Origin of the sequence: Neisseria sp. P0009.S008 (assembly GCF_051958615.1) — a bacterium.
GTDB lineage: Bacteria > Pseudomonadota > Gammaproteobacteria > Burkholderiales > Neisseriaceae > Neisseria > Neisseria subflava.
In genome coordinates this window covers 137655-149548 of record NZ_JBQCVG010000006.1, presented here as the reverse complement: position 1 = coordinate 149548, position 11894 = coordinate 137655, and the positions used below count along the sequence as shown (strand labels likewise).

The 11894-nt window shown below is 45.7% G+C and carries 13 protein-coding genes; 2 read left to right on the top strand and 11 right to left on the bottom strand.

Annotated elements, in window-relative coordinates:
- Window positions 1-147 precede the first annotated feature (147 nt).
- The 11 genes from ACTHSQ_RS06700 to ACTHSQ_RS06650 form a co-directional block, all read right to left on the bottom strand.
- A complete protein-coding gene (locus tag ACTHSQ_RS06700) occupies window positions 148-1098 on the bottom strand; it encodes an IS110 family transposase (RefSeq protein ID WP_440371087.1) in 951 nt (316 codons plus the stop codon).
- A 282-nt stretch (window positions 1099-1380) separates the two neighbouring features.
- Window positions 1381-2553 (bottom strand): zonular occludens toxin domain-containing protein, encoded by a 1173-nt coding sequence (locus tag ACTHSQ_RS06695; RefSeq protein WP_440371088.1) that lies wholly within the window; start codon window positions 2551-2553, stop codon window positions 1381-1383.
- A 2-nt stretch (window positions 2554-2555) separates the two neighbouring features.
- On the bottom strand, window positions 2556-2837 hold the full coding sequence (locus tag ACTHSQ_RS06690) for a DUF2523 family protein (protein ID WP_440371089.1): 282 nt from the start codon (window positions 2835-2837) through the stop codon (window positions 2556-2558).
- Window positions 2838-2850: 13 nt separating this feature from the next.
- Window positions 2851-4380: an IgG-binding virulence factor TspB family protein gene (locus ACTHSQ_RS06685; protein ID WP_440371090.1), complete on the bottom strand. Its 1530-nt coding sequence runs from the start codon at window positions 4378-4380 to the stop codon at window positions 2851-2853.
- Window positions 4334-4627: a hypothetical protein gene (locus ACTHSQ_RS06680; RefSeq protein WP_083311705.1), complete on the bottom strand. Its 294-nt coding sequence runs from the start codon at window positions 4625-4627 to the stop codon at window positions 4334-4336. Before ACTHSQ_RS06680 ends, ACTHSQ_RS06685 begins: the two co-directional genes overlap by 47 nt.
- A gap of 112 nt (window positions 4628-4739) precedes the next feature.
- Window positions 4740-5051, bottom strand: a complete 312-nt coding sequence (locus ACTHSQ_RS06675) for a hypothetical protein (RefSeq protein WP_440371091.1) — start codon at window positions 5049-5051, stop codon at window positions 4740-4742.
- 15 nt (window positions 5052-5066) lie between these two features.
- A complete protein-coding gene (locus ACTHSQ_RS06670; protein ID WP_440371092.1) occupies window positions 5067-5309 on the bottom strand; it encodes a hypothetical protein in 243 nt (80 codons plus the stop codon).
- Between the two features lie 170 nt (window positions 5310-5479).
- Window positions 5480-5677, bottom strand: a complete 198-nt coding sequence (locus ACTHSQ_RS06665) for a hypothetical protein (protein ID WP_002215770.1) — start codon at window positions 5675-5677, stop codon at window positions 5480-5482.
- Between the two features lie 4 nt (window positions 5678-5681).
- The gene (locus tag ACTHSQ_RS06660; protein WP_440371093.1) at window positions 5682-5972 is read right to left on the bottom strand and encodes a hypothetical protein; all 291 of its coding nucleotides are present in this window, start codon (window positions 5970-5972) and stop codon (window positions 5682-5684) included.
- A 44-nt stretch (window positions 5973-6016) separates the two neighbouring features.
- A complete protein-coding gene (locus ACTHSQ_RS06655; protein ID WP_440371094.1) occupies window positions 6017-7360 on the bottom strand; it encodes a replication initiation factor domain-containing protein in 1344 nt (447 codons plus the stop codon).
- 125 nt (window positions 7361-7485) lie between these two features.
- Entirely contained in the window at window positions 7486-8688 is a 1203-nt protein-coding gene (locus ACTHSQ_RS06650) for a YihY family inner membrane protein (RefSeq protein WP_440371095.1), read from the bottom strand.
- A 99-nt stretch (window positions 8689-8787) separates the two neighbouring features.
- Here ACTHSQ_RS06650 and wrbA point away from each other — a divergent pair, with 99 nt between their 5' ends.
- Together wrbA and ACTHSQ_RS06640 are read left to right on the top strand one after the other, a co-directional pair.
- On the top strand, window positions 8788-9393 hold the full coding sequence (wrbA, locus tag ACTHSQ_RS06645; protein WP_250590916.1) for an NAD(P)H:quinone oxidoreductase: 606 nt from the start codon (window positions 8788-8790) through the stop codon (window positions 9391-9393).
- Window positions 9394-9604: 211 nt separating this feature from the next.
- Complete coding sequence (locus tag ACTHSQ_RS06640; RefSeq protein ID WP_440371096.1) at window positions 9605-11782, top strand: TonB-dependent siderophore receptor; 2178 nt, start codon at window positions 9605-9607, stop codon at window positions 11780-11782.
- Window positions 11783-11894 lie beyond the last annotated feature (112 nt).

The following is an 11894-nucleotide window of genomic DNA, read 5'->3' as shown; positions in this document are numbered from 1 at the left end:
AATAAACTTTACATTTCTTAAAGTTACAACAATACGCACCCTGATTTGTTAAGGGTTTTTTGTTTTATATTAAATAATTTTGCGTTTAATTTTTTTATTTATTTTTCAGTAAATTAAAAATCACCGGCGAAAGCCCGGTTTAATTTTTCATTTATATCTTTCCGGCTCAAAATCTTGACCGTTTTTTAATAAGTTGAAAGCTATCACGGCAAGTTTGCGCATGATTGCTATCAGTATGAGTTTTATGGGCTTTCCTTTGGCTTTTAATCTGTTTACGAAACTGGAAAAGACGTTACAGCGATAAGCAACTAAGGCGGGCATATACAGGCTTTTTCTGATGTCGGCATTGCCAATTTTCGATATTCGGCTTTTGCCGTTTACGCTGCTTCCTGATTGGTTTATGCGTGGGTCTAAACCGAGATAGGCAGTAAACTGCTTTTGGTTGGAGAAAGGGTGTCTTTTGTAGGCGGAAAGCAATACTGCTGCGCTTTGTTCCCCTATGCCTGTAATGGTCTTTAGGCGCTTGCGTTGCGTATTGTAATCGGTATGAGACTTGTAGAACTGGAGCAGTTGCTTTTTGATGTCACGGATTTGACCGCTTAGATTTTCAATGGTGGTTTTGATATGCGGGGCGATGTAGTCCGGTGCTTCGTGCAGTTTGGTTATTTCGGTCGCACGTTGTTGTTTGAGATGGTCTAAATATCGGGCGAGTTCTTGTAGCTGTTTTTGTTCTTGTGACGGCGGTATCCATGCTTTCAGTTTGTGTTTCCGGTCCTGACAATATTGTGCGATTAGTCTTGCATCTTGCTTGTCGGTTTTACTGCGTTGAAGTTCGGCTATGGCATACCCTTTTATTCTTCGCGGATTCTCGACCGTAACGGTGTAATGCTGATGTAAATAATTAGCTAGCGGTTCGTAATATGTTCCGGTGGCTTCGCAGCAGCAATGCAGCTCTGAAGTCATTTGATGAAATTTTAGCCAGTCTGTAAGTAGTTGGAATCCTTTCGGGTTGTTGCTGAATCTTTTTTCATGGTTTTGGCCGTCTGAAATGAGACAGCAATCTATTGTGAGTTTTGATACGTCTATGCCTAAGTACATGTGTTTTACCTTATAAATTCGGGTTGCGCCCTAGATAGTGTTCAAACTTCAGATGTACGAAAGCCCACGCTTCTATCTTTGCTTCAAGCTTATGCTTTGGCCGTGCTTGCGAAGTCGTGGGCTTTGCTTAGTGTTTCGTCAAACGCTAAGCCCTGAATAAGCATAATTGCTCATTCAGGGATTAACGCTAAACTTTCGGGGTGTTCCCCGAACCCCCATGGCTACTTTTTACCGTGTTGATTACGCCTTTGGGCTTTATCAACACGATAAAAAGCAGCTCAATTAATTAGTGCCAACAATACCGCCGCGCTGTTGGAATTGCTCTCCTGATTCAACATAGCCGTCATACATCAGGTTTTGAGGGCTTTTACCACCCATTGTAAGCACTTGGCCATTTTCAGGCGTGTAGGCTGTCTGCGGAGCAGTTTGTTGCTGTTGCACGGTTTGATGCTCATCCTTATAAGGGTTAAATGGCAATCCGTTTTTGACATAGTCTTTGCACATTGCCTTAGTGATTTCTTTCAACGGCGTTCCCTGACTTGAGTAACAGGTACATCCGCTTTTACCGCCATCGACACAGCCGACAGGGTACTCAAATGTTTTGACTTGGCGGACGCTGTTATAAATGGGCTTACTTTCGGGCTTTTCGGCAAGCGTTGGCACGAAGTCTTCAGGTTTTAGGTTTTGCCCCTGAATTCCGCTTTGCGGCATCATTTCCTTTTGGCTTTCAGGGTCAAGCGGATTTTTAAAACCTGTATCTTCTTTTACTTCTTCGGCCTGTGCCGTTATTCCTGCTTTTTCTTTATAGCCCTGATACATCTTATAGCCCATGAATCCGACCAAACCTAAGATACACGGCAGGATAAACAACATGGCGATGATGACGTAATACCATCTTGATTTAACGTGCGAATGCGCGGTATGCACTTCGGCGGATTTGTAGTATTCAAAAACCTCTTGTCTAATTTTATGCGAACTGGACAAGGCATTTCTTGCCTGTTGGGTCGGATTTAAAGCTACTTCATTCCATTCAAGCCTAGTTAAACCGCCCATTTTGTTCGCAGCTATATGAATATGCTTGTTAACTACTTCGCGCAGATTCACGTCAAGCAACTTGGCCGATTGTGTGATTAGTATCATGTCAATACCGTAATGGCCGTGAATATTCAAAAAGGCGACATTTTCAGGCATTTTTGAGCCGCTCGAACGAGTCGGGAATAAATATTGCACTTCGTCATAAATGACAACAGAGCCAATATTCTCTTTCCATTTCAGCCATTCATGCATGTCTTCCCAGCTATGTCCCTCCGGCGGTTTATGATGGTCTATCAAAAGGCCGTTGATGTTTGAAAAGATTTTACGGCCTTTATAGAAGTCATCAAACATAAGCAGTTCGACAGCAAAGGCGGTTTTGCCGATTCTTGGTTTGCCTGTAATCAGAGTAATGGCGGCCATCTTTAACCTTTCTTACCGAAGCTTAATTTAGACAGAGTTTTAAACGTAACGACAAAGGCGAGCATGCCAAACATGATGTTCAAAACAACGCCACCGCCTGCGATATAAAATATTTGGATCGCGCCAGCAGGAATCGTCCCCATGCTACTTATAAACTGATTTTTAAGATTACTCATAAGGGCATCAAAACCAACATAGGAAATTATAGAAACCCCTAAGGCAGTCAGGATGTATTTGACAACATGGTTTATCAAATATGGAGCAAGAGCAGCTAAAAATCTCATAAATCAAATCCCCCTATGCGTTATTTCTGACAACTCTGGCCACAAAGAACGAAGCCACCAGCCAAGCCATGGCGATAATAAATGGGCGCATCATGGCAGCTAAATTACAAGCCGGATCAAGACTGATTTTATATTCCGTGCCCAAAGCCTGAAACGTTACCGGAGCAGGGCATTCGCCATACTCTTTAAAGGTATTGTCAGTTGTGAAGTTCAAATTGATAGTTTCTTGAGGAATCTCTAAATTTGGTTCTTCTTTTTCGGGCAATTCGTCGCATGCCAAAATATTCGGGAACACTTTACAGAGCAAACCGCCATCTTCTTTTGGCTTGTCGTCCTCTTTGGGTCTTTCGTCCTTTTTTGGATCGTCTTTGCGATCAGGGTCGGGCTTATCGTCGGGTTTTTTATCGGGTTTTCCATCAGGATTACCATCAGGTTTTTTATCGGGCTTTCCATCAGGATTAGGATTAGGATCTGGATCAGGCTTGGTATTGGGTGCTGCTGGGCTACCTGGATCAAGATCAGGACGTTGAGTAGTTGCGACTTCGGCCGTCGTATTGCCGTTTGAATCTTTGCCGAAAGTGATAGTGATTTGCACCGGTTTGCCGTTTTCGGGGGTGACAGGTCCAATGGTTACAACAGTACCGGCAGGGACTGACACTTTTTCGTTATATTCAGGGTATCCCGTGCCTTTGACAAATGGCGTTGGATTTCCATCGATAGATTGGGTAGCGATTTTCAGAAATGTTTGTTGATCAAGGACTTCTGTGTCTCTCATGTATAATTGAAATGAAATCGTGCTTCTTCCATCACCTCCATATGTCACAGAACAACCTCCACCATTCATATTAAAATAACATGCATCAAGGCTATAAAATTCCCAAAATTGTTCGCCTCTTTCTTTGTCCAATGCAATTTTTTCTTGATCCCAAAATGGACCTGCTAGTTTTTCCATTTGGCCTCGCATAAGTTGTTCAGCTTCTATTCGGCTTTGACCGCCTTTTCTGTAAGCACTTAAGACAGAACTGTCAACACCATAACACGCGACCTTTATCAATCTACCTTCACTATCTCGATTGACAAGACAGTTTCTAGCAGGCCATTCTTTTAGGAATTCTTCATTGACTTCATTCCATTTAAAACCTTCTTTTTCTAAATCACCTTTTAAAGCTTGATAGGCATCATAAGCATATGAAGCAGCTCCAACATAAGGAGCAGCTTTTAAACCAAGTTTTGCACCTGCTTTTACCAGGCCAAATGCGCCTGATAAGACGGCTTTTCGGGATACTCGTGCTTGTAATGTTACAGGTACAGTTGAGGTAGATCTAAAGCCTGTTGAAGCATCTCTTACATGTAAACTTTTATCAAATCTAGCTTGATATTCCTGCTCTATACCACCGCCTATTACTTTCCATGCTCTAAAGCCATTTTCATTAAATTCCTTAGTTAACGGATAACTTAGCTTGCCGTTTCTAACCTGTAAATCTGTAGCATAAGAATTAAAGCTGAATACAAACAGAAAAATTATTATTAAACCCCGTAACATTTATTTCGCCATTTCCTATACTGAAAACTGAATCATCTTTAAATAGAATTTCAAAACAGGATTTATCAAAAACAATTCTATTATAAAAATTCATACACTTATTCATTGAGAATTTTTTTAAATATTCAGTTTCTTTTAAAAATAAATAAAAAACATAAGATAAAGGTTTATCTAAATAGAGTTTAGATAGCTCATCCAATTCAAATTCAGAGATATAGAAAAAATCTTTTTCATTTTTGAGAAGCATAATACTAACTTTCTTAACGGTTTCAGAAAGTTGGGATTATACCCTTTTTGAATATCAAAAAAATATCAGCGATGCTAAACAGACCGCTCCGAATCCATATAAAAACCAAAAATCAATCATCTCCACCCCCTTGATTCTCCGTTACCGATTCAATCAGCCGTTTTATCATTCTGATACCGAATACAAGCACCAATAAGACTATGAACGGCGCGCCGACCAATACGCCGAATTGTATTTGTTCGGCTATGTCGCATTGCGGAAAGCTCAAATTGATTTTCTGCTCGTTCAAATACCAGTCTTTGCCGTTTTTATAAGGGCGGACGACTTTGCCATCCGCCGTTACGGTAGGTAGGACTTGAGACAATACATAATCATGCGCTTCTTCCGTTGTAGAAAAGCATTGCAATCCGACGCGATACCCCATGTCCTACCCTTTCAGTTATTTAGCCGTTTTAACCATGCTAAAGGCCATGCGGAAGCCTTGCATCAAAACAATAACCGAAAGAACGGCAGCACCAATTGCAGATACCATTACGGCAAATTTTGCAATTTCTGCGGCTGCGGTCGTACCGATACCGGACAAATCGACGCCTTCGGCAGCGGCCAGGGCGGAAGCGGTTGTCAGGGCTGTTGCAGCAATAACTTTATTGCCATATTTTTTTGCTACGTTAACGAGTTTCATAGCGTTTTCCTTTCAATAAGGGTTAATAAAAAAGTGATGCAGGTGTTTTGAGACTTACCGCAAGTCTTTTAACCGTACAGGAACCAAACCGATACAGATAAAACCATGAGGAAAAAAACTAAACCGCCCAAACTTAATTTAAACGAGAGGGGTAATTTCTGTTTCATTTTTCAGTCTTTCAAAAATCCGAATACGACAAATTCATATTGATTACCGATTTCTTCCAAGCCTGCATTAATCGCTTCTTCGAAGTCATAGAAATAATCGGCATTGGTGATTAATTTTGTATGTCCGATGTCACCCGTTTCAGGGGATAGATACAGAAAGTCCCCTGTTGATACGGACTGGACAACATAGACTTTCTGCATTCAATCAGCCTTTCTTAACAGGTTGAAAACCGATGACTTTCAGTTTTTGCGTTTTACCTGTAGTGACGATTTCTACGTTCAGGTTTGCTTCGATCGGGAATTGGGCGTTTCGGAACTGATCGAAATTGGCAGAACCGCCGAAATCGTATTCAGTGGTAGAGCTGCCCAATGCGTTGCCTTGAGAGCTGTCTAAGGGCGTGGCGACAATCAGTCGGCAATAGTCGAAGTTCTTGCCTTCGATTTGTCCGTTGAATTTTTTAACGCCTACGATGTGGCCTTGAAGTTGGATGTTCATTTTTGGTTTCCTTTTGTAATTAAACGTCTTTGCAGGCAGACGCTTTAAGCCCATGAAATCGGTAGTCTTGCGAATTTGTCGTAAATGAAGTTGTTGTAGCTTTCTTCATTGATGACGTGTTTTTGCTGTTCAAGCTGTTTTTCCAAACGCGCGTAATATTCATACATGTCGTAAGGGTCTTTGTATGGTTTGAAAGCGGCTTGCTCATGAATGGCTTTGGCTTTCAAAAAGGCGCAGTCGTAGGCTTCTGGAGCCAAAGACTTGGGCAATTTATGATGATCAGGCTCAATCAGTTCAAACAGTTTGGCTTTGTCCAGTTCAGGAAAAATGAATTTCAGACCATTGGCCGCGCGTCCGAATTGTTTCTTAACCCATTCAAGATAACGATCGGCCGAAATGACTTTGTCTTCTTTAACCGCATGTATGCGCGTTGCCTTTTGAGCGAAGCGTTCACAAATCGGATATGCGCCACCGAAATATTCGCCCGGATTCTGCAAAACTTCGAAAGGGATAACGATGTCTTTTGCTTTAAATTCAATTTCAAAGCGTGTCCATGTACTTGTTTTATCGCCCAACTGCTTGCCTTTTTCATAGACGCGGACGTATTTTGACGATTCACGGGAGCCGATACCGTAGGTCTTGCCTTTTATCATTTTGGCTTCGTCGTCTTCTTCCCAGTCGGAGCCTAAACATTCGCCTTTGGGTTTGACGTGGTGGCAGGTAAACAGACCTTTATTGCGGTCTTCACGGGCTTGATTCGGGCTGTATTCGCCGTTGAAAAAGTCTTTGGCTACGTCAACGCGGGTAATTTTTGGGCGGATTGCATTGGTCAGGAATGCAAAAAGTCGGGATTCCCAGCCTTCTTTTGATACGCCGCAACCGGTGCCGGTCAGTTCGAAAAGGATGGTATTTTGCTGGCCACCAAAATGGACGCGACCGTATAGGGCGTCTTCTGAACCCATCAACCAACAACGCTCATAAAAACGACCGCCCGATCCTTTGGACTCTTTGTAGATACCGAAACCAAAAACTTCTTCAGCAAGCATGGATGCGGCACGTATGAAATCTTCATCTTCCAACAGGCTTACACGTACACCATATTTATCAAAAAAAGTTTTTTCGTGGAATGAAAAACTAATTTGGTCGATAAAGGCTGAATCGGATACACCTCGACGGAGCGGAACGCCTAACAGGTTGCCTTTGCCGTCCAAAATGTATGTTTCGTAACATTCAAAGGCTTCTTGGAATGCGCCGACGTCTTCGGATTCTGTACCCCCCCTGTTAGATGAGGGGGGAGAATAAGAAGCGACACCGTCCGTTTCGCCGTCCGCTGGCGCGGCCGCCAAACCGTCCGTTGCCGCTTCTCTCTCTAAAATCTCTTTCTTCATGACGTATTCCTTAAATAAAAACCCTTTGCAAATAATACTTTTACGTTTGTAAAGGTAATATTTACAAAGGGCAATATATAAGGCCGTCTGAAACTTGATATTTTTGGTTTCAGACGGCGTCAGGTTTAAGAGGATTGTTTTTTCGTATGGGCGCTGAACTCGGCAAGCGTCATGTTTAAGGTTTCCAAGCAGGGCTGCATGATGTGGTCAACCGTTTGATTGACCTTGTCTTTATTAAGCGTTTGCGGACGGTAGACGAAGAGTTTGAACAGCTCCGCCAAGTCGATGGACTCCGCTCCCATTTTCAAGACCCAGCCCTGACGGCCGGAATAGACATAGCCGTGTTGCGCCAGTTTTTCTAAAAGCTCGCCCAATTCGTCAAAGCCCATATTGATATGCCGTCTGAACTCCTGCACCGGCAATGCCTTGCCGCTTTGTTGGGCAGAATCGAGCAGCAGCAGGATTTTCAATACATCGTCAAAGCGGCCGCGCGCATCCAGACTGCGCCGGAACGCTTCGCCGCACCAGTAGGACAGGGACGAGGTCAAAACCGCGCCGCCCAATACCAGCGTCCACAACAGGTTGAGCCACAACAGGAAAAACGGTACCGCGGCAAATGCGCCGTAAATTGATTTGTAGCCGTCAAAGTTGCCCATGTACCAAGCGAACAAAAAGCGTGCCGTTTCCAAACAAAACGCCGTTACGGCCGCGCCGACCAAAGCATGGCTGGCAGGCACGAAACGGTTGGGCACAAAGCGGTATAAGCCCCACAGCAGCAGCGTAATAAATGAAACCGTGGTTATGCCCCTCAACCATTCCGAGCCGCTCACCACTTGCACCTGGCCGATTACGACCGACAAGCCAACGCCCAAAGACAAAGGCCCAAACGTCAGCAACGCCCAATACACCAAAAACTGCATCATCCAAGGCCGTTGCGAATTGACGCGCCAAATCCGGTTGAACGCATTGTCTATTGTCCGAATCAGCATCAGCGAGGTGACGACCAACATCACACTGCCGATCGCCGTCAGATTGGTGGCCTTATCGCGGAACGCATTGATGTAGTCAAACACCATTTCCGCGCCCTGCGGCACAATGGTGCGGTTGATAAAAGAGATAAATTCCCCCGACCATTGGTCGAAAACGGGGAAGGCAGAAGCGATGACGACCATCACCGTCAACACGGGCACCAAAGCCAAAAGCGTCGTAAACGTCATGCTTGCCGCCACCTGCGGCACGCGCTCCTCATCAAAACGGCGCATGACAAACCAAGCGAACGCCACGCCTTTACTCTTTAAAAAACCTTGCCACCATTGCGAAAACGGCATAACCTTTTCCCACTTCTAAATTGAAATTTTTTCTTTTCAGACGGCCCGAGTATTTAAAAGGCCGTCTGAAACCTGACAGCATTGTAACGGAAACCCCAAATGAACCCAAATCCTCTGAAAATCCTCGTCCTCTTTTATTCCCAAAATGGCAGCACGCGCAACCTTGCCCGCCAAATCGCACGCGGTATCGAAAGCGTGGACGGTTGCGAAGCCGTATTGCGTACCGTTCCCAAAGTTTCCACCGTTTGCGAAGCCGTTGAAAAAGACATTCCCGACGAAGGCGCACCATACGCGACTGCCGACGACCTCAAAAACTGCGCCGGCCTCGCGCTCGGCAGCCCGACACGTTTCGGCAATATGGCCGCCGCGATGAAATACTTTATCGACGGCACCATTCCCCTTTGGCTCGGCGCAGAACTCGTCGGCAAACCTGCCACCGTATTCACCAGCACATCTTCGTTGCACGGCGGCCAAGAAAGCACCCTGCTGACCATGATGCTGCCCCTGCTGCACCACGGCATGGTCATCAGCGGCATTCCCTATACCGAGTCTGCGCTCAGCAATACCCAAAGCGGCGGCACGCCTTACGGCGCAAGCCATGTTTCCGGCCACGACAGCAAGCCGGCATTGACTGCCGAAGAAAACGATATTGCCTTTGCGCAAGGTAAACGTTTGGCAGAATTGACAAGAAAATTGGCAGACTGATTACCTTGTAATAAAAAGATTAAGGCCGTCTGAAAACCTGATGATATGGGTTTCAGACGGCCTTTTTAGTTAATTGGTACTAGATTGAAAATAAATATTTTGAATCAAACGAACTACTTAGGAAATAGTGATTAGAACATAGTTTCATCGGACTACATCTTTTTGATAGAATCTGCGACCAAATTGTAAAGATAAGCTAATTGGAGAGGCTATGTCACTACCTGTATTTCCCTATGGCAAATTAAGCTTTGCCGTCAGTCTGGCGCTGTGTTCGGCGTATTCTTTCGCAACCGAAGTAGAAAATACCCAGCCGCAAGAGCGTGTCGATTTACCGACAGTTACCGTCCAAGGTGTCGGTAAACAGACTACTTCCAACTACACCATTCCCGCTTCCTCCGCCGCGACAGGTATCCGCCTGACCCAGCGCGAAACGCCGCAGTCCCTGTCTGTCGTAACGGCAAAACAAATCGAAGACCAAGGCTTGGACAGCCTGCAGGACGTGTTGAAACAAACACCGGGCGTGTTCCACAGCAAAATGGGCAACAACGTATCCGGCCACAGCCAATTTATTTCGCGCAGTCAGGCGATTGACAGCATTTCCGTGGATGGCGCGCCTAAATTCCTTTACGACGGTAAAGCCATCCGCCGCGGTACCAACAATCTGGACAGCACATTGTACGAACAAGTCGTCGTCGTACGAGGCGCAAGCGGTTTGTCCAACGGCGGTATGGGCGAGCCGGGCGGTACGGTTGCTTTGGAACGCAAAAAACCGACTGCCAAACCTGCCGTCAGCATAGAAGCCGGTGTCGGTTCGTGGAACCACTACCGCTTCGTCCTTGATGCCAATCAGCCTTTGAATGCAGACAATACCTTGCGCGGCCGCGCTATTTTGGTCAGCGACCACGGCGGCGATTACCTGCCGAACACTTCGCGCCATAATCACACTTTCTACGGTACTTTGTCTTACGATATCACGCCGCAAACCCAATGGCGCGTCGGTACAGAGCTGCATCGTTTCCGCAATAATGGCAGCTCGCGTTTCAGCTATCTGACTGTGGCAGGAAACCGCAACGACGGATTCAAGCCGTTTGAATCTTCGCCGCGCAGCAATTCTTCCGCACGTTGGGCATACGGCAAGGACACCAGTGCCGAAGTATTCACTTCCCTCAGCCATGAGTTTGACAACGGCTGGAAACTGACAGGCAATTACAGCCATGTTTCGGGCAAAAACGACATCGTTTCAGGCATTGCCGGTACATACGAAATCAATCCCGACTATTCCGCGCTCTTTACATCCGACCGCGATCGCAGCAAATATCGCGACCAAGATTTCTCCCTGACTTTGGATGGTCACTATCCTGCATTGGGCCGTTCGCATGAGTTCAATGCGGGCATCAGCTATCAGGACAACAAAGAAAACCTGTCTTTCTATGAAGAAGGCGAATCGACGATTCCTGATTTGCGTAAATTTGACGGCAACATCGCCAAACCCGATATGCCGTATCTGCGCGATGGTTTTTCACGCATGAAAAACCTGTCGGTTTACGGATCGACCCGTTTCAAACTGACCGACAAGCTCGCCTTTATCGGTGGCAGCCGTTTTGTGGATTGGCGTTACCGTTACAGCACCAGCCGTAACAAATTCGCACACAGCAGCCATAAACAAAACGTTTTCATTCCTTATTTGGGCGTAACCTACGACATCGGCGACAATCTGACTGCCTATGCGTCTTACACCACGATTTTCCGTCCGCAAGTGCGTTACCTGACCAAAGACGGCGCAGCGCTCAAACCGCAGCGCGGCAAAACCTACGAGACCGGTTTGAAAGCCTCATGGTTTGAAGGCCGTCTGAATGCTTCCGCCTCCGTCTTTATGAACAAACGTGACCATTTGGGCGTGGTTGCAGGCAAATTCGCAAATGGCGAGGAATACTACCGCGCAGCCGACAACACCACAACAAAAGGCATGGAACTCTCTGTCGGCGGCCGCCTGAGTGACAAATGGCTGTTAAATGCGTCTTATGCACGTTCCAAAATTAAAGACAGCGAAGGTGTTCAACTGCATCCGTCTTACCCAGTTCATTTGTTCAAACTCTTTACCGCGTATGACGTGACCGACCGTTTGAACCTGGGTGCCAACGTCAACTGGCAAAGCCGCAGCCACACGCTGGATGAATACCCTGCAGACATCAACCCGGCCGCCGCCGCCGCGTTGACCCAACGTCCGTACGCAACGCTGGATTTGACCGGTCATTACAAAATCGGCAAATCCACCCGCATCAGTTTGGACTTTGAAAACGTGTTCAACAAACGCTACCGCACCATGCCGGATATTCACGTTTACGGCACGCCGCGTAGTGTGACTGCCACGGTTAAGCACACGTTTTAATTGAAAAGAAAAGTAGGACAGGCCGTCTGAAAACCTGAGTGATCGGGGTTTCAGACGGCCTGAATTTTTTCTCATATTGTTTTGATGTCAAACATGACTAAAACTTGCGTTA

Excerpts from the sequence above, each read along its gene's own strand:
- ACTHSQ_RS06685 (WP_440371090.1), bottom strand. The coding sequence starts at position 4,380 with ATGTTACGGGGTTTAATAATAATTTTTCTGTTTGTATTCAGCTTTAAT.
- ACTHSQ_RS06665 (WP_002215770.1), bottom strand. The coding sequence starts at position 5,677 with ATGCAGAAAGTCTATGTTGTCCAGTCCGTATCAACAGGGGACTTTCTG.
- wrbA (WP_250590916.1), top strand. The coding sequence starts at position 8,788 with ATGAACCCAAATCCTCTGAAAATCCTCGTCCTCTTTTATTCCCAAAAT.
- ACTHSQ_RS06680 (WP_083311705.1), bottom strand. The coding sequence starts at position 4,627 with ATGCTTCTCAAAAATGAAAAAGATTTTTTCTATATCTCTGAATTTGAA.
- ACTHSQ_RS06695 (WP_440371088.1), bottom strand. The coding sequence starts at position 2,553 with ATGGCCGCCATTACTCTGATTACAGGCAAACCAAGAATCGGCAAAACC.
- ACTHSQ_RS06640 (WP_440371096.1), top strand. The coding sequence starts at position 9,605 with ATGTCACTACCTGTATTTCCCTATGGCAAATTAAGCTTTGCCGTCAGT.
- ACTHSQ_RS06675 (WP_440371091.1), bottom strand. The coding sequence starts at position 5,051 with ATGGGGTATCGCGTCGGATTGCAATGCTTTTCTACAACGGAAGAAGCG.
- ACTHSQ_RS06650 (WP_440371095.1), bottom strand. The coding sequence starts at position 8,688 with ATGCCGTTTTCGCAATGGTGGCAAGGTTTTTTAAAGAGTAAAGGCGTG.
- ACTHSQ_RS06670 (WP_440371092.1), bottom strand. The coding sequence starts at position 5,309 with ATGAAACTCGTTAACGTAGCAAAAAAATATGGCAATAAAGTTATTGCT.
- ACTHSQ_RS06690 (WP_440371089.1), bottom strand. The coding sequence starts at position 2,837 with ATGAGATTTTTAGCTGCTCTTGCTCCATATTTGATAAACCATGTTGTC.
- ACTHSQ_RS06660 (WP_440371093.1), bottom strand. The coding sequence starts at position 5,972 with ATGAACATCCAACTTCAAGGCCACATCGTAGGCGTTAAAAAATTCAAC.
- ACTHSQ_RS06700 (WP_440371087.1), bottom strand. The coding sequence starts at position 1,098 with ATGTACTTAGGCATAGACGTATCAAAACTCACAATAGATTGCTGTCTC.
- ACTHSQ_RS06655 (WP_440371094.1), bottom strand. The coding sequence starts at position 7,360 with ATGAAGAAAGAGATTTTAGAGAGAGAAGCGGCAACGGACGGTTTGGCG.